The sequence below is a fragment of the Bacillus sp. SW14 genome, assembly GCF_047608225.1.
In the GTDB taxonomy this organism is placed as follows: Bacteria; Bacillota; Bacilli; order Bacillales; family Bacillaceae; genus Bacillus; species Bacillus subtilis_G.
The window spans coordinates 2441927-2460313 of record NZ_JBLKRW010000001.1; the positions used below are offsets into that span (position 1 = coordinate 2441927).

Annotated in this window: 9 protein-coding genes and 1 pseudogene (1 of these 10 running past the window's edge); all 10 read right to left on the reverse strand. The window is 44.9% G+C overall.

Features of this window, described 5'->3' with window-relative positions; genetic code table 11:
• Window positions 1–9004, reverse strand: partial view of an amino acid adenylation domain-containing protein gene (locus tag ACMX2I_RS12615; protein WP_414957121.1) — the 5' portion only. Its footprint begins 6119 nt before the window's first position; only the first 9004 of its 15123 coding nucleotides appear in the window; its start codon is at window positions 9002–9004; the stop codon falls past the left edge of the window.
• Window positions 9005–9049: 45 nt separating this feature from the next.
• Window positions 9050–9799, reverse strand: a complete 750-nt coding sequence (locus ACMX2I_RS12620; RefSeq protein WP_414957122.1) for a polyketide synthase — start codon at window positions 9797–9799, stop codon at window positions 9050–9052.
• Window positions 9800–9840: 41 nt separating this feature from the next.
• Complete coding sequence (locus ACMX2I_RS12625) at window positions 9841–10620, reverse strand: enoyl-CoA hydratase/isomerase (RefSeq protein WP_394714958.1); 780 nt, start codon at window positions 10618–10620, stop codon at window positions 9841–9843.
• The gene (pksG, locus tag ACMX2I_RS12630) at window positions 10608–11870 is read right to left on the reverse strand and encodes a polyketide biosynthesis 3-hydroxy-3-methylglutaryl-ACP synthase PksG (protein ID WP_414957123.1); all 1263 of its coding nucleotides are present in this window, start codon (window positions 11868–11870) and stop codon (window positions 10608–10610) included. Before pksG ends, ACMX2I_RS12625 begins: the two co-directional genes overlap by 13 nt.
• The gene (locus ACMX2I_RS12635; protein WP_414957124.1) at window positions 11871–13118 is read right to left on the reverse strand and encodes a beta-ketoacyl synthase N-terminal-like domain-containing protein; all 1248 of its coding nucleotides are present in this window, start codon (window positions 13116–13118) and stop codon (window positions 11871–11873) included.
• Window positions 13096–13344: an acyl carrier protein gene (locus ACMX2I_RS12640; protein WP_087991461.1), complete on the reverse strand. Its 249-nt coding sequence runs from the start codon at window positions 13342–13344 to the stop codon at window positions 13096–13098. The genes ACMX2I_RS12635 and ACMX2I_RS12640 overlap by 23 nt, the downstream gene beginning before the upstream one ends.
• An 87-nt stretch (window positions 13345–13431) precedes the next feature.
• Complete coding sequence (gene fabD / locus ACMX2I_RS12645; RefSeq protein WP_414957125.1) at window positions 13432–15741, reverse strand: ACP S-malonyltransferase; 2310 nt, start codon at window positions 15739–15741, stop codon at window positions 13432–13434.
• A complete protein-coding gene (locus ACMX2I_RS12650) occupies window positions 15738–16712 on the reverse strand; it encodes an acyltransferase domain-containing protein (protein WP_414957126.1) in 975 nt (324 codons plus the stop codon). Before ACMX2I_RS12650 ends, fabD (ACMX2I_RS12645) begins: the two co-directional genes overlap by 4 nt.
• A gap of 508 nt (window positions 16713–17220) precedes the next feature.
• The gene (gene fabD / locus ACMX2I_RS12655) at window positions 17221–18087 is read right to left on the reverse strand and encodes an ACP S-malonyltransferase (protein ID WP_414957127.1); all 867 of its coding nucleotides are present in this window, start codon (window positions 18085–18087) and stop codon (window positions 17221–17223) included.
• Window positions 18084–18354, reverse strand: a pseudogene (locus ACMX2I_RS12660) (hypothetical protein). Before ACMX2I_RS12660 ends, fabD (ACMX2I_RS12655) begins: the two are co-directional and overlap by 4 nt.
• Window positions 18355–18387: the final 33 nt, after the last annotated feature.

The window sequence follows — 18387 nt, forward strand, 5'->3', positions numbered from 1 at the left end:
CATAATCAGCTTGTCCAGCGTTTCCTAGACTTCCGGAAACAGATGAGAATAAAATGAAAAAGTCCAATGGAAAGTCCTTGCTGCATTCGTCTACATGGAACAAACCGCTTACTTTTGGCTGCAACACTTCTTGAAACTCTTCATTCGATTTTTGAACGATGAAGTGATCTTTAATGCTGCCTGCACCGTGAATGATTCCGTTGAGTGTGCCATACTTTTCTTTGATTTCCTTCATGAGACGCCGAACCGCTCTCTGATCACTGACATCAGTCTCTCGATAGACAACCTCCGCCCCCATGCTTCGCAGAGTCTCCAGTTCATTTTTCTTACGCTCACTTAAAACAGAGCGTCCCGTCAGCACAATGGTGCATCGAACGGCTCGATCGGCAATTTCCTTTGCAAACAGAAGGCCTAAGCTTCCTGCTCCGCCTGTGATGAGATAAACGCCCTCGTCTCTCCACGGCATATGATGCTCATCAGCGGAAGGCAGAGCCATTTCCCGCCAGCCTTTCACAAAACGGTTTCCAGCCTCATATCGAATCTGTTTATCAGCAGGCCTCCGACAGTCGTCTTTCAGCTTGAAATGAAGATCATTCATCTCTTCAGGCTTCTCAACCTCGATGACCTGAGCTGTAAGTTTGCTGAATTCTAATTCAGCTGTTTTAAGCAGACCGGAAACACCAGCAAACAATTGTTTCTCTTTATTCAGCGGAACGATGGCTTGAATGATGACACGGCCTGCAGAATGCTCACGGATCTTTCTTTGCACGAGCTCAAACACGTTCTGCGCGTATAACTGATAACGTTCTGCAATATGCCCTTCAGCTTCATTCAGAGTTATGACACGGGCATCCTTCATGTTTGATGTAAGGCTGTCTATGACACTTCGTTCAGTTTCAAAGAGAACAACGATATGCTCTGCGAATGAAAGGTCTTCGTCCACAAATCCGCCATTCTGTTCTCTCCATACCGGCTCGAGCATTAAGCGTTCATGCCGCGGTGAAGACTTTGATGAGTGAACCTCCCCTTCCAATACTCTCGTGGAGAACCCTTTGATCCTGACACATACGTCTCCGCTTTCGTCAATGACATCGATATCCGCTTTCTGAACAATATCCCCGGAGTGATGGCTGTCACTTAAACGAGCATAAGCCCATATAGAAGACGAACATCCATTGATCACCTCAAGCTCTTCAAGCGCAAATGGCAAAATCAGCTTCTGATCCGTCAATTCCTGCATGATGCATATTGTTGCCGTCTGCAAGGCGGAGTCCATGATACTTGGATGCAACACAAACTGTTCCTTCGTTCCAGAAACGATTTCTGGAAGCTGCAGCTGCGCCAAAACCTCTTTGTTTCCTATATTCACATTCTTAATCCCTTGGAAGGCCGGACCATGGAACATCCCCCTGCTTCTGCCTTCTTCGTAAAATTGATCAGCTGACATCTTTCCTTTGCCGCAGCGGCGTGATATTTCAGCGAGATCTGCGACCGGCGTTTTGGCGGCAGATACCAGCTCCGCACTGCCTTGACTATGAATAACCGGGTCGGCCCCGTCTTCCTGTGTACTGTAAATGTCAAAAGTGATTTTCCCATCTGCTTCAGGAAAGAGACCGATATCCACTCGAGCCGAATGTTTGTCAACCACAACAGGCTGAACCCAGACTGTATGATTCAATCTGATTCTGACCCCTTGGCCATTATCGCTTCCTGCCGCCTGCTTGATAGCCGCGAGGGCCATTTCTAGGTACGCAACACCAGGGAGCACCGGCTTTCCTCTTACCACATGGTCTCTCAGAAAGAATTCCTCACCAGTGAAAACCGAACTGAATTTCTGTTCAGAAAAATCAGATGTATTCTGATGGAGCATCGGATGAATGGAACCGGTCTCTGTCTGATTTCCGGATATATGACTCGGCGGCTTGCGGTCAGTCTGAGACGGCCAGTATCGTTCCTTTGCAAATGGATATGTCGGCAGACTCATTCTGTATGGACGCTCATCTTTGTAAAGCTGCATCCAATCCATATATGCTCCCTTGCTCCAAATTTCCGCAAGCTTGTTCACTTTTCCTTTGGCCATCCACTTACGGATCAGTTCGGCGCTGTCCTCGTCCTCCGTCAGCCATGAAACTTCCCTGGAATTCTGCTGACTTCCTTGAAAACAGCCTTCAATCACTGTTTTTCCACTGATAAAATCTGTGAGCTTCTGTTTTAACTCATTCACATGATCGGCAGTAAAGGCAACGCGATACTCCATCGCTTCCCGCCCGACCTGAAGGGTATACGCAAAATCAGGCAGCTGTTCGTTCTCAAGCCCTTTTCTATCCAAATAGGCCATAATATCTTGTACATACTCCTGCAGTCTCTCTTTATTTTTTGCCGAGATCGGTATGATACAGGTCCCGTCTATCTTTCTCTTATCAGAATTCTTTTTGTATTGTTCAAAAATGGCGTGAGTGTTTGTCCCGCCTAGCCCGAACGAGCTAAGTGCAGCCCTGTGCGTTTTGATATCACGGCTTAACGTTTTCTTTTGATCGACGACGTAAAAAGGAGAGTTGGATAAATCTGTATTTGGATTCGGCTCCTTATAATTGATGCTCGGTGCCAGCTCCTGATGATAAAGACTCATCACGACCTTAATGCAGCCCGCCAGACCGGCAGCTGTATCTAAATGTCCGATATTGGTTTTGACCGACCCAATGCCGCAAAATTGCGTTTTATTTGTATACTTCCGGTAAACGTTCGTTAAAGCCGCCAGCTCGATTGGATCTCCAAGCTTCGTTCCGGTTCCGTGCGCTTCCACATAGCTGATGGTTTCAGGCTGTATCTTCGTTTGATTCATGACCTTTTGCACCACATCAGCCTGGCCTTTGACGCTTGGAGCATAAAAACCGACTTTGTCAGCGCCGTCGTTATTTACACCTATGCCTCTTAGCAAAGCATAGATATGATCTCCGTCTTTTACAGCATCAGCCGCTTTTTTCAGCAATACTACGGCAACACCCTCACCGCCTATCATTCCGTCAGCTGATGCGTCAAAAGCTTTAATATGTCCGTCGCTCGAAAAGTTCAGTCCCGGCTGATGCATATATCCGATATTTGACTCGGTATGGAGCGTAGCACCGCCAACTAAAGCATAAGCAGATTCACCCGACAGCAGGCTTTTATAGGCAGAATGCAATCCAATCAGGGACGATGAGCAGTTAGCATGGACAAAATAGCTTGGCCCTTTCAGCCCGAGCTTATGAGAAATCATTGTCGGAATCGTCCCGCTCTGCGCAAGCACCCACGAGACATAACCGTCCGGCGTTTCCAGACTCTCTGTTGTATCTGGCGGTAGCAGCGCGCGATAAGAATTGTTGCTTGCCGACATAAAAACACTGGTTTGCGGAATCTGTTTCGCAGCATAACCGGCATCTTCTATTGCTTTCCATGAGTGAGTCAGCAGCATTCGAAACTGTGGATCCATAAATTCAGCGTCTTTAGGAGAGATTTGAAAGAAGCTTGGGTCAAACTTGTCTTTGCCATCAATAGAAGATTTAGCTGGGACATAGTCGGCATTTTCCGCCATCTCCTCTGAAATGCCAAAGCGCTGAAGCTCTTCTTTACTGAAAAACGTAATGCTTTCCTTGCCGTCTCTGAGGTTCTCCCAAAACTCATCATGATTTTTCGCCCCTGGAAATTCACACGATATGCCAATAACCGCTACACTATCCTCATAATAATCTGGCAGATCGTTCCCCTTGAAGGACTGATCTATATAAGCTGCCGGTTCTGTCGGCACAGAGATACTTGTATCCGCCATTCGCTGTTCAGTGATGTATTGGCTGATATTTTTGATTGTTGAGTACTCAAACAGGTCTGTGACAGAAAATTCACAGGATAATTCATGTTTGATGCGGTCAGCCACAGTAACCGCGAGAAGCGAATCACCGCCCACATCGAAAAATCCGTCTTCCCGTTCAATGTCAGTCATTTTCAATACATCCTGCCAAATGGCCAATACAGCATCCTGAATGTTCTTAGGAGAGATCTCTCTTTCTTTTGAATGCTTCGCGGTTAGTCCGCTATTCTTAAGTCTGTTTCTGTCTATCTTTCCGTTCGGTGTTAACGGCATATGGTCAAGCTGAATAAAAGAAGAAGGCACCATATAGGCAGGCAAAGCGTCTTTCACATAATGACGCAGCTCTCTTCCTGCAAGAGAAGTATTTGCGTGTTTAGCTGTATAATAGGCGGCAAGCTTATCCATTCCATTCTCTTCAGTCGCGACCACGACGCATTCCTGAATGCCGGGATGCTCACTGAGCCTGCTTTCAATATCGCCAAGTTCAATACGGAATCCGCGTATTTTCACCTGATTATCGATACGGCCTATATATTCAATTCGTCCTCCCGGAAGCCAGCGCGCCATGTCCCCCGTTCTATAAAGCTTCGATCCAGATTCAAAAGGGCTGTCAATGAATCTCGTATTCGTTAATTCTGGCTTTTTGTAATAGCCTTTCGCCACGCCATCCCCTGCAATGCAAAGCTCTCCGGGAACGCCAGCCGGTACTGGTGCAAGCTGAGAATCCGTAATATAGATTTGTGTATTGGCGATTGGCCTTCCTATCGTGGCATGAGAGCATTCTTCATTAATACGCTGAACCGCTGACCAGATGGTTGTTTCGGTTGGCCCGAACATATTCCAAGCTTCACTGCCCGTATGTAAGAAATATCGTTTTAATGTCTCAGGCAAAGCTTCGCCTCCGCATAGAATTTTCACCCTCTCTTCGTTTTCCCAGCCTGAATAAAAGAGCATCTTCCATGTAGCCGGCGTTGCCTGCATCACTGTCGGTTTGATTGTTTGGATGTCCTGTTTCAGTTTTTCAACGTCTTTCGTATGCTCCGTTTGGCAAATATGGCAGTGTGCGCCCTTTATCAAAGGCAAATATAACTCCAGAGCCGCGATATCAAAACAGTAGGTTGTGACAGCGAGCATGTTATCCTCTGGTGAAAGACCTGGTGTTTCTCCCATCGAAACGAGAAAATTGGTCATAGCTTTATGCGGTATCATGACACCTTTTGGCTTTCCTGTGCTGCCGGATGTATAAATGACATATGCCAAGTTTTCGGGCGTGACAGTGCGTGTAAGCACTTTTCGATCAGAGGCTGTTTGAGCGATCTCATCCCAGTCTTGATCTAACAGAGCAGTCTTGACACCGCTCCAACTCAACGTGTTTACTAATTCTGATGTCGTCAGCGTGATGGAGACTTCACTGTCCTCCAGCATGTACTCCAGTCGCTCAGCCGGATAGGACGGGTCAAGCGGCACATATGCTCCTCCAGCCTTCAGAATCGCCAATAATCCCACCAACATGTCCAGCGACCGATCCACATAGATTCCTGTCAAGCGGTCCGGACCCACTCCATGCGCCTGCAAATAAATGGCCAGCTGTGTGCTTCTTTCATCAAGCTCCCGATAGGTCAATGTTTGATTTTCATAGCTGACAGCCGCTCTATCAGGCGTCTTTTTCGCCTGCTGCTCAAATAATTCATGAAAACATGTATATGGATACGTTTTTCCAGTGTCGTTCCATGTTTTAAGAATTATCTGCTCCTCTGCTTCAGGCAATAAAGAATACTCTTTTAAAGGCTGAGAAGGATTCAACACTGCCTGTTCTGTTACATAAACAAATTGATCGAACATCGCGGATACAGATGCCGCATCAAATAGCCCAGTATTGTATTTAATGTTCAGCTCCATTATTTCTTCAGTTTCCCAAAGTTCAAATACTAATTCGTATTCACCCTCTTGATGAATACGCTCAACGAAATCGACAGAAAAGAAGTCAGCATAGCGGCTCAGCAAGTTTTGATAGCTTCCGGATTGAAGAAAATTCTGATAGAAAAAAGCAGTTTGAAACACCGGTGAGCCCGCTTCGCTGCGAGGAATATTCAAATCCCTCACCATTTTCGGAAACGGATAATCTGCATGATCAAGCCCATCCAACATGGTAAATTGCAATTTAGCCACAAATTCAGAAAAAATATCTGCCGGGTTCAGCTCACTGCGAATCGGGAGCATATTAAGAAAATGCCCAATGGAAGCATCAAATCTTTCTTCCGGTCTCACCATCGCCGGCATGCCGACAATCTGTTCCTTTTGTCCGGTATAGCGGCCCAACAGCATCATATAGCAGCTTAAGAATACCGTCGAAACATTCACAGAATGCTCTTTCGCAAACGTCCTGACCCGATTCATGAAACCGCTGGACAGCTGCCGGGTATATGTATCCTCTTCAAACTCAGAATCGGCTGAACTTGTGCTGACCTTAGGCAGCTGAAGGCTCGGCAAAGTTCCCGATAGCTGTTTCTGCCAGTATGAACGATGCTTCGCGCCGTCTTTTCCGGCAAGCATGTTCTGCTCCCAGGCCGCAAAATCGTGATAAATGGCAGGAGAAACAGTTATTTCCGGCTGCTGTCCTTCTAAAAGAAGCTTATAGCTGTCAAACAGACTGCGTATAAATGTTACAGACGAAACCCCGTCAAAAATCAAATGGTGAATGACAACTAGTAAAAACTGCTCTTGTTCAGATCTGGAAAAACTCATGACACGCACTAACGGGCTGTTTTCCTTTACATATGGTTCCTTTCCTTTTTTTCTAAGAAAAGAAGGAATGTCAGACTCTTTCATTCCTGAGATGTCTTCTGTCTTGATTTCAAGTGAAAGCGCTGGATCATGTGTAAGAAATGGCACTCCGTCTTTCTCTCGGATGACATGCTTTAAGATCGGATGCTGTTGGAATACAAAGCCGAAAGCCTCTTGTAATGTTTCAAGGTGAAGCCCTGACGAAAATCGAAAACAGAGAGGTACATGATAGGCACTTTTTTCAGGTGACATTTTTTGCAATGTCCACAATCCTTTTTGCACCTCAGACAGAGGCTGAAAAGCTGCCTGACTCTTTTCCGGTTCCGTTTTAGATGTGTCAGTACCCGCTGTGTCATCAGAGATGCTGCTGATATCTTCTTGTTTAGATAGATAGCCAGCCAAGCGTTCAATCGTAGGATACTGATGTATCTCTCTGGCTGTGAGTTTGATACGGTATTTTTTCTCGACCGAGCGAATGAGCTTCATCATCTTGATAGAATTCACTCCAAGGCTCTGGATATTAGCATTTGGCTCCGCCCAATCGCGGGAAACGTGCAGTTCCTCAGCCAAACAGCTGAGCAGATGCTCCTGTATCTCTTCCCTTATTCTTCTCACATGATCTGCTTGCTGCATGTCCTCGTCTTGGACCGCCCCGTTCATCCGGTTGGGGTTATGAAGCAAGTAATCGAAATCTCCATTTTCAAATGACGTTTTCAGCTGGGTGCGCTGGATCTTTCCGATAGCCGTTTTCGGAATCTCTTCTTTTTGTACCGGCAGCAAATATTCCGGGGTGACGCCGATCGCCTGTAAGACATGGGATTGTATGTTTCTAAGAAGCTGAGACATCTGCTCATCATTCATTTTTGCGGAAGTAACAAAGAAGATAGCCAGCTGATCCGTTGAATTCTGATTCACGCGGACTGCGCAGGCAGCAGTATAAGAAGTTTCGATTTCCGCTAATTCTTCAACAGCAGACTCAATCGCATGACTGTAATAATTAATGCCATTAATGATAATTGCATCTTTGGTGCGTCCTGTAATGGTTAAGCGCCCATTTCGCAAATAGCCAAGGTCTCCGGTTTCAAACCATCCATCTTCCGTAAACACACTCTCATTTAAATCCGGGCGCCGGTAATAACCGCTTGTAACGGAAAGACCCGAAACTTGAAAACGGCCAATCTCGCCTTCCTCAACCAAATCATTATGGTCATTCACTATTCTCATAGAGAATCCAGGGATTGGAGAACCGATTTCGACAAAATGATCATCGTCACTTGTTGCAGCCCGGGTAAATTCATGAGAGAAAATAACGCCGGATGACGTTTCGGACATTCCCCATGCAGGCCGGATCGCATCAGCAGGCAGTCCATGGGGTTCTAAAAGCTCAAGCATTCTGCGCCCTACCTTGGCGACCATTGCTTCACCGCCATTGAGCATGTAACGCATTGAGGACAGATCCCATTTCCTGTTTTTCATTTCTTCTGCAAAATCAGTGACAAGACCGAACGCAAAATTCGGTGCCCACGTAACAGAAGCACGGTAATGATCAATCCAATCCAGCCATTTCAGCGGCTCCATTAAGATCGTTTCACTTGAGACGTTAATTTCTTGGCAGCCTAGATAGACATCCCGCAAATGCAGCATTCCGATGCCTCCGACATGATCAAACGGCATCCAGTTAAACGTGACATCTTCTCTGGTGAAGCCTTGCATTTGAATAATCCCTTTTACCATGCTCATAATATTTCGATGATTAAGCATAACCGCTTTTGGCGTTCCCGTACTGCCTGAAGTCAGCAATAAAAGCGCTAAGTCTTCAGGACTGGATTGATGCCAGTCCGTCTCTGCCTCGGCACTGAGCAGATCTTCCGCAGCAATTGCACGGAATCCTTCAAGGCCTTGTTCACTTGCCCAATCGATCATTTCCTGGTGCATGTCCCGGTCTGTAATCACCGCCGGCTTGTCAAGAAGCGTCCATGCGTCTTTCAGCTTTTGAGTCCCGCTGCTCGATTCAGCGTACGTTGGCGGAACGGCTAACGGAGCCGGAACAATTCCTGCTAAAACACACCCCCAGAACGCAGGGAGAAGCTGAGAATTGTCGCCAAGCTGCAAAATCACGTTTTGTTTTGCTTTCAGGCCTGATTGCCGGAGCCCCTTTACGATACGCAGTGCATCATTCCACAATCGTCCATATGATTGATACACTTCTTTTCCATCCGGCTGCAAATAAATGATTCCCTTTGTATCCCCGAGCTCAGCAGCAGTTCTGTATAAAACTTCAGGTATTGTTGCCGGCTGCTCTTCAGATAGATGTAAAGGCTCACCGTAGCTGACAGAAGGATTAGCTAAAATGCGTGTATTATCATTATTTCTCATCGCGCTGCCTCCATTTAATCTGCAAATTTTCATGTGGATTTCTGGTTAATTTCCATACAAACCTTTGATTCTCATTTTGACTTCCTCATGATGAAATGTTTTCTCGTGCATCATCAATTCCTGTTCTATGACGTGAGGCAGCTGCTCACGAAGCGGGGCAACCAAATGGTCTTTTAATGTAATCAATGAGTTTCTCGGCTTTTCCGCGAAATCATGCGCCAGTTCCACCGCATAATCTAATACTTCCGCACGAGGCAGGACTTTAAAGGGAACCCCTCTTTTTTCGAGATCAGCTCCGCGGTAGCTGCCCGCATTCATTAGTATTTCCTGAGCCAGGCTGAACCCCAGTTTTTTAGGAACGATAAAGGTAGCGCCCATTCCAGGCGTAAATCCGTATTTCATAAAATTAGCCGTATACACACTCTCTCTGGCCAGAATGACAATGTCAGCAAAAAGCCCCATGACAAAGCCGCCTCCAATTCCGTGTCCCTGCATTGCCGCGATGACTGGAATCTCGCAATCCAGCGCCAGCGAATAAAGATTGTCATCCGTGAACTTGGTCAACCCCTCCTGAATTCGAAGCAGCCCTTCTTGCGTTCCTCCTGAAGCAAAATAGTTATCATACCCTGTCAAAATGACTGCTTTATAATTGGGTTTCTTCCGAATGAATTCAAACGCTTGAATTAAACCGTCTGTAAGTTCTTGTGAAAACGCGTTTTTATGAGTGCGGTCATGCATTTTTACCTGAATAATAGCGGGCTCAACTTCGATGAGCTCTACAACAGAATGCGTCATGATGTCCTCCTAACGGTTCTGATTGTCATCTTTTCAAATGATTACTGTTCCTCCCATGGGAATTGCCCTGTTTCAACATACCTGATGATTCCCATCTGGTTTTGAGGATCAGAAAACATGTCTTGATTTGCAGTTAAAGCGATGGATTTCGAACGGCTGACTTGATGATCAAGTGAGCTGATAAACTGTTTATAGCGGGTGATCCCCTTTTTATTCAGCCTCCGCAAACGCAATAAGTGCTTTCTCAGCAGCACCTCACTTTGGACATCAAAGGCATCTATTAACCCCCATTCACTGGCTTCCTGTACGGAAATCGGCTTTGTCATTAGCGTCATATAATGTGCTTTTTGCCAGCCGATCCGGCGGATCAGAAACGGTAAAACACAAGCCGGGTACAGACCGAATAACAGCTCAGAGAGACTGAATGACGCCGTTTCATCAGCTATGGCAATATCTGTGGCAGATACGAAACCAAGGCCGCCGGCATTCACTTTTCCCCTGACATGCGAAATCGTGACATAAGGGCCTGTCTGCAATTTCAGCCACAAATCATAGAGAGGCTCTTGGGAGCTTGCCTGTTTCCTGCCGCTTTTCATTTCCTGATACATTTCTTGAAAATCCGCCCCGAAGCAAAATACTTCGGGAAGCCCTTCTAACACAACAACCGTAACCGATGATGTTTCACATTGGTTTAACACTTGTAAACATTCTTCTATGAGTGTGTCATTAATCGTATTATTCGCTTCAGGACGGTGAAAGGTGATATAGCAAACCGACTCTTGAATGCGGACCTTTATCGTTTGATAGGTCACGAGATCCACCTGTACTTCCGATGAAACTCAGAAATTTCTTCTAAAAATAAGCGCGGCTTCTCTTGAGTAAACTGCATGATGCCCGGTATCATCTCAACATCCAGCTTTACATTGCGCGTTCCGAACCGCACCATCCCGTTCCCCTTAAACAGCAGCTCATACTCTTCCATTGAGAGCTGATATCGGCGATCTAAATGCTTCTCAATGCCAAATGAGCGCTGGCGTTCCTGGCCTTGCGGAGTTGTAATACCGCTGTAAAATTCAGAACAGCAGCCTGATCCGTAGGAAAAACAGCCGATTCGTTTAGGCGAATCAAACCGCCCTTGGTCTATCGTGCTGGCCAACGCCAGAAACAAGGCAGCTCCCATAATATTTCCAACCCGTTGGCAATAGTTTAAACCTGGCTTTACACGATTTGAAAAATCCGATTCAATATCAGCTGTTTTCGCCTTCGCCACCTTACGCATCATTGTTCGGTGCGCACCTTTCACCATCCCGCCAAAAGGTGTATGGTAAGAAAGGTATTGAAACGTGTCCTGATAACTTGCACCGGGTACACGTTTTTGGTATTCCAGAAAGGTTTGTTCGCAGCAATCCAGATATGACATTAAAGACAGGTCAGAATCTCCCGCTTCACTATCGGGAATAGGACGGCACGTATCCATCACTTCATAGCCGTAATAGCCATTTGCTCCGGGATCTATTTGAAACACCTCGGGATTTTCGCCTACTAAAATGGCCACCGCTCCCGCTCCGGCGCTCGGTTCAGCATAAGACCAGTCTTCACTTAAAGCGTCTCCGCCCTCGGCGATTAAGAAACGTGAAATATCACTGGCGATAACCAGTGCTTTGGCACCCGGAGACGTCTGGGATAATATAAAATTGACCGCCATCTGAAATCCTGCAGTTCCTGAATAACATGCCTGTTTAATCTCAAACAAACGGCAATTGCGGTTCAGGCCTAAATATTCATGGATATATGTACTTAACGATTTCCCAAAGTCGATCCCGGATTCAGAACAAGTGATCAGCAATTCAATACGGTCCTTCTCGGCTTCGGATAAAGCATCAATAATCGGCTTAGCTGCATTGACTCCAAAGGTCACAGGATCTTCATAAGGCAGCGCTACCGCTTTTTCTTTCATTAATAAGTTTTCAAATCTGGCAGTATCTAAGTGTCTATATTTGGCAAGTTCCATGACATCAAGGTATGCCGTTCCGCCAAAGACATTCATCGCTTCTATTCCGGCTGAAACCATTTATGATTCGCCTCCACATTTCTCAATGTTTTGTATACAAACCGCGGTGTTCATTCCGCCAAATCCCATGCTTAAGCTCAGCGCATTTTTGATGCGGTATGAAATCGATTTCTCATTTACCCAATGAAAAGTATCATCAATTGGATGATCCAAATTCCGGCTCGGATGCAGGGCAGATTTTCTCATTTGCAGCAAAACAGAAATCACCTCTACAATGCCTGCGGCGCTGAGGCCGTGCCCGATTATCGATTTTGTTGCGTTAATATAAGCGTGGGAAAGCCCGCACGCATGCAACGCCTTTAATTCAATTTCATCTCCAATAAAAGAACCTGTGCCATGGGGATTAATATAATCAATGTCTTCTGGTGAAAGGCCGGCACGCTCCAGCGCCTCCTGGATGACATGAATCTCCCCTTCTAAAGAAGGATCGGGATTCCGGTTCCCGTCTAGTTTGATTGACCATCCAGACAACGCTGCATAAGGCTTGACACCTCGGCGGACAGCGGTCTCCTTTCGTTCTATCACCAATGCGCCGCACGATTCTCCATAAATAAACCCGTCTCTGTTCTGATCGAAGGGCCGGCACGCTTTTTCAGGCACCTCCGCAAATTTGTCCGTTCCCATAGCGCCTAAAGCCCTAAGCGCCTCGCATTCCATATAAGAAAGGTCCATTAATGCACCAAGCGCTATGCAAATATCTACCTCGCCTGACAAGACTTGCTGAATCGCATGAATCACTGCTAACTGGCCGCTGGCCGAGGCTCCTCCCGCGGTATAAGCTAAGCCTGTAATGCCAAACTGATCTGTGCATAATCCGCAAAGGTCGCTATCCATGAAAGACAAGCCATACGCAGGCGAAATAAAACCAGAGCGATTTTGATAACTTTCATAAAGCTGTAAGGTTTCTCTCTGCTGAAAATTTGACCCACCGACTACCAGTCCGATACGTGCGGAATCGACTTCGTTTAATGCAGCTTCCTCCCAAGCCTCTGAGAGAGTCACCAATGCAGCACGGCTGGAAAATGACGCTTTTCTTAATAATTTTTTAGAAAGCCGGTCGGGATAAGACAATGTCGCAATTTCAGCTCCAATAAACCGGCTGTCTTTTTGTCTGCCCGAACGCTTCATAACATCAAAGGCATGCCTGCCGGACAGCAGCGAAGAAGCAAAGGCCTCTTTCCCTTGACCGATAGCAGCCGTTACGCCTACACCGGTCACCACCACCTCAGACAGTTTGCACTTTGTCATAAAGCACCTCAGCCAACTCGCCGATGTTTTTCACCCCAGACAGCTCAATGCGGGGAATTTTTAATGATAAATCCTCTAGCACCATTGTGATAATTTCAGCTCTGTCTACAGAATCAGCTCCTAACTCAACTAACTGATCTTCAGGCTCGAATCTGTGTCCGTCTAATTCAGGAAGCACCTCGCAAATATTGGTGACTAACACTTCAAAGATTCTCTGTTTATCCATAACGCGCTCTCTCCTTCAAGGATTCATTTGAGTACTTTTTATAGGTGTATTTTCGTAATATTCAAACTATCAATCTTATACTGTCTTTTAAAACGAAGATTGATACATTGATTGCATTCTTTCATGAAGCAATGCTGCCGTTTCTGTTATTAATGTTTTTCCGATCTCATCCACATGGCGATTGCGCCAGTTTTCTAATTCAGAACCTTTGGCCCATTGATTAAAGGCTCCCAGCGCCGGACCGCAGTGAATTTGATAATCGACCTTCGAATGTTCGCTTCCGCTGATTGCCAAGTTGGAGCTGTATCTGAAGTACCATCGGAAAATCAGAGCCATTTTATACTTCGGATTTTGTTCAGCCTTCTCAATTTCTGCCTCGGGATAATGCAATGTCATATCTTTATAGATGTCTTCTATACTGCGTTTGAAGTATTTCTCCTCCAGCTGAGTCAACGTCTTTGCATCCAGCTCACGTATTGACCCGTATCGCTGGTACAGTTCATATAACTTGCTTGCCCGCGCCGGAAAGAACACGCCTTTTTTCAGCACTTGCACTTTGCTGCCCGATTCAAACATATCACCCGCAGGCGCGTAGGCTGTATCTTGTACATTCATCTGTTGAAGCAAGTCCTTTACTTTATCACTTGTCGCCGCCTCAACCGTACATTGATTGATTGAGCCTGTTACAATAAAATCAGCACCAAGCATAAAAGCTGCCACCGCTGCATCAGGCGTTCCAATTCCTCCAGCTGCACCAACTCTAATTTTTTTCGGATATTGATATTTTTTCATCATTTCATCTCTTAATGACGTCATCGCCGGCATCAGGCTGTATGCCACACCTCCATCTGTATGGCCGCCTGAATCAGCTTCCACACAAATATCATCAGCCATCGGAATGTTACGCAACAACTCAGCTTCATTCATTGTGATTTTATTTTCTCCTAAAAGCTTTTGCAGCATATTCTCAGGCGCAGGACTCAGAAATGATTCTGCAACTTCCGGCCGCGATATTTTCGCAATGAGACGATTTGAGCAAATGACTTCGCCATTAGAGTTTCGTTTTACTCCTTTTGCGCGATACCTTACTAATGCGGGAGTGACACTTAAAAATGCTGAAGCTTCCACATTTCTCACTTGATGCTTCAATAAAAGGTTAATCATTTTTTCTTCTGATTCAGTATGTTTCATATTATGGACGAGATTGATGCCGTAGGCTTGTCCTTCCCCTAATTCTTCTTGAATAGTGAGGATCGCCTCTTCAACCTCATTCAGACTCAGGCCGCCTGTACCAAAGAACCCCATCATTCCTGCTTTTGACAGCTTTACTACCATTTCTTTCGAAGCAATGCCGCGGTACATTCCTCCTGCAAGATAAGCATATGTAAGTTGATAATCCTGTTTAAACTCAGCACTTCCTAAAGATTCTGCCGTAATTCCAGCTTGAACTTGAGGTCGATGTCCAGCCGCTTCTGCTTGTTCCTTTGAATGCGCACTGAACGTATGACGGGAAGCAAGGTTCTTTTCGGGTGCATGTGTTAACGGTTCTGCTTCATTTTTAATCCGCTGGATGAGGCCGGTTAAAACAGTTCCAGGCCCGATCTCTTCAAACTCCATTTCTCCTCTTCCCATCAGAAAACGTATGCTGTCCGTCCATTTCACTGTGCTGACCATTTGTTCAGATAAGGTCTCTTTTATCCTGTCCTGTTGATAGGGCTCTGCATAGACATTGGAGATAACAGGGACAGATAAAGGCGCAAAAAGGAATGAGTCAATAAATTGCTTAAATTCCTGTTTTGCTTCATTCATATATCTGGAATGAAAAGCTCCGCTTACGTTTAAAGGGTGAAATAGCTTTACATCCTTGGTGTTTTCAAAAACCGTTCCGGCTTTTTCAATCTCTTTTTTTTGGCCGGAGATCACAATCTGCCGAGGCGTATTTTCATTTGCCACATCAATGTCATAGAGACGGTGCTCTTCTAAAACGGCTGTAACTTGTTCCTTATTCAGCCCGATCACAGCAGCCATTCCGCCTCCTGTAATTCGTCCCATCAGTTCGCCTCTTTTTTTGACAAGTTTTAATCCGGTTCCAAAATCGAATGCCCCCGCTGCAAACAACGCATTGTATTCTCCTAAGCTATGTCCTGTCGCAAAATCAGGTTTTCTGCCGGTTTCCTCCAGTCTCTTCAAATAACTGAGTGCATTGACGACGTACAAAGCCGGCTGCGTGTATTCAGTATGGTTTACATCAAAATAGGATTTTTCGGTACAGAGCTTTTCTATTGAATAGCCCAAAATTTGATCTGCTTGATCAGTCAAATGCCGATATTGTTCAAATAGTCCTTGTCCCATTCCCTTTTTCTGGGATCCTTGTCCTGGAAAAACATATGTAATCATCTTGTAAACTTCCTTTCTGGTGTACGGAAACACTCAACCGTATTCAGATTTTTCAGCTCCTGATGAAATGGTGTGATGATCGAGCAGCAGCGGTCAGCTGAATCACCCGGAATCAGCTGTTTCACAAAAGCAGCTAAGGTGCCGGATGGCCCTAAATCGATAAACCGGCATGTATGCTGGCTTTCTAAATATCCAATCGCTTCGCGAAATCTCATTGGCTTTCTAACCGCATCCCAAAAGAAATGCTTGTCTATTTCGCGAAGACAGCCCCCCGTTAGACTCGAAACCATTGGTATTGACGGGTTTTTAAAAGAGATTGAACTTAAAAATTCTGCATAGACACTTTCTGCCGGATCAATAAGCGAAGAATGAAAGGCATAGGACACAGGCAGCTGCTGGCAAAGAATTTGCTTCTCTTTTAAAACCTCCATGATCTGCTTTATGTTTTCTTCTTCACCAGAAATGACGAAATGCGAATCATAATTAATAGAGATGAGTTCACTATCTCTAAACAGCTGCGGATGGTCTTTCAGTAATTGCGGATGATCAAGAATGGCCAGCATTTTTCCTTTATCGCAGGATTTCTGGATTAAAATGGCCTGTTCAAGTATGCAATTCAGTATATTCTCTGCGTCTGACACACCAGAAACAGCTGCTGCTGCGAATTCTCCCAGACTTGATCCCAATACGTAATCAGGGTAGATTCCCCTATCTGCCAAAACCTTGTATAAGGAGTATTCAATTATAAAGATTGCAGGGTGGGACAAAAGAATGCTGTCAAACGGATCTGACACACGTTTAGCGGGATGATAGATTTCTTCAACAATGGATGTGCCGATTCGCCGTGCTGCAATGGCATCCATTTCAAGCATCGACTGGCGAAACACGGTATTTTCCTTAAATAATTCCTTCCCCATATGATAGTACTGGGAACCTTGTCCGGAAAACATAAAAACGAGCGGTTCATTCATATGCATAACCTACTTTTTTTTATATTTATGACGGCTATTTTGATTTCTCATTTCCATGTATGCTGTAAAAGATACACAGCAGCGAGTGAAATCCGATTATTTAATGAAATGACATAATGGAATTTTAGGAAGATTGTTTTGGTGCTCTGGATGCGGATCTATTATGAAGTGGTCGTAGATGTATGTTGATATTTCTAAATTGGTATAACATGCTGACAGGATCAGCAAAAAACATCGGCTCTATGAATGATTGGGTGCGGTGAAAAAGAGACCATCTAGATGTGAGAACGATGGTTTGGCATCCATTTGCCGGCTGACTGACATAGTTCAAATGTCTAATATGGTGAGGACATGTTATATCAGCCTCATTATGTAACAGTATATAAAGTTATTTATTTAGAAACAGTGTCGAACGAACGATTGCACCTCTAAAACTTTATACCTTGACTAAAAGGAAATCTATTTCTAGCCTGCCTTTAGCGGTGCATGATCTTAGGGATCATCATTTTCAGCGGGACATTGCTTCCGCATCTTTCTTTATACGGTGAATTAACCCTGTTAAAATATTTCCAGGCCCTATTTCCTCAAACTCTAGTTGGCCTTTTTTCATTAAGTAGTTTATGCTCTCCGTCCATTTCACTGAATGGTTGATTTGATCGGCCAGCGTCTGCTTCATTAATTCATATGTATACGGTTTGGCATACACATTAGAAATAACCGGGATAGACGGAGGCGAAAAATGAAAGGTATGAAGAAATTGCTCGAATTCTTCTTTCGCTTTATTCATGTATTTGGAATGAAACGCGCCGCTTACGTTTAAGGGGAGTACCATTGTAACTTCAGTCATCGTTTCAAAAAGAGATGCGGCTTTTTCAATATCATCTTTTCTGCCTGAAATCACAATTTGATATGGGGCGTTCACATTAGCGATATCAACATTGTGTAAATCATATTGATTCAGAGCACTTGCAACCTGCTCTTCATTTAATCCCATAACAGCTGCCATGCCGCCGTTGCTCACCATGCTCATCAGCTCGCCTCTTTTTCTGACAAGCTTTAAACCTGTCTCAAAATCAAAGGCTTCCGCTGCAAATAACGCATTGTACTCACCCAAGCTGTGCCCGGCGACAAAGTCGGGCTTAGCACCCGCTTCACGGATTTTTTTCAGGTAGCTTAATGCGTTTACCACATATAAAGCCGGCTGTGTAAATTGCGTTTTGTTTAAATTAGAATAAGGATTTTCTATGCAAAGACGTTTAATTGAATATCCTAGGATCTCATCTGCCTGAGCCATCAGTTCTTTAAATTCATCGAATAGTTCGCTGCCCATTCCCTGTTTCTGCGAACCCTGACCCGGAAAAACATATGTGATCATTCTCTCAAAGCCACCCTTCCGATTAGTAAATATGATGCACTTCTGTATGATTTTATAAAAAATAGTGATGACCGGATAAATAGTAGCATGTTCATGTTGATGGTAACCTCTGTAAATATTAACGTCAAGTTAATTTTTCCTACAGTTCACTTGATTGTTTTCCTATTTTTTTCAATTAGGGCATAAAGGATCAGAGGCTATAGCAGAACATAAGAAAAATGACCCGTATCACTTATAGGGCGTGGATATGAGGAGAATGCGCTTTATCTTTTCTCCAGAGCCTTATTCAAAACAAATCAA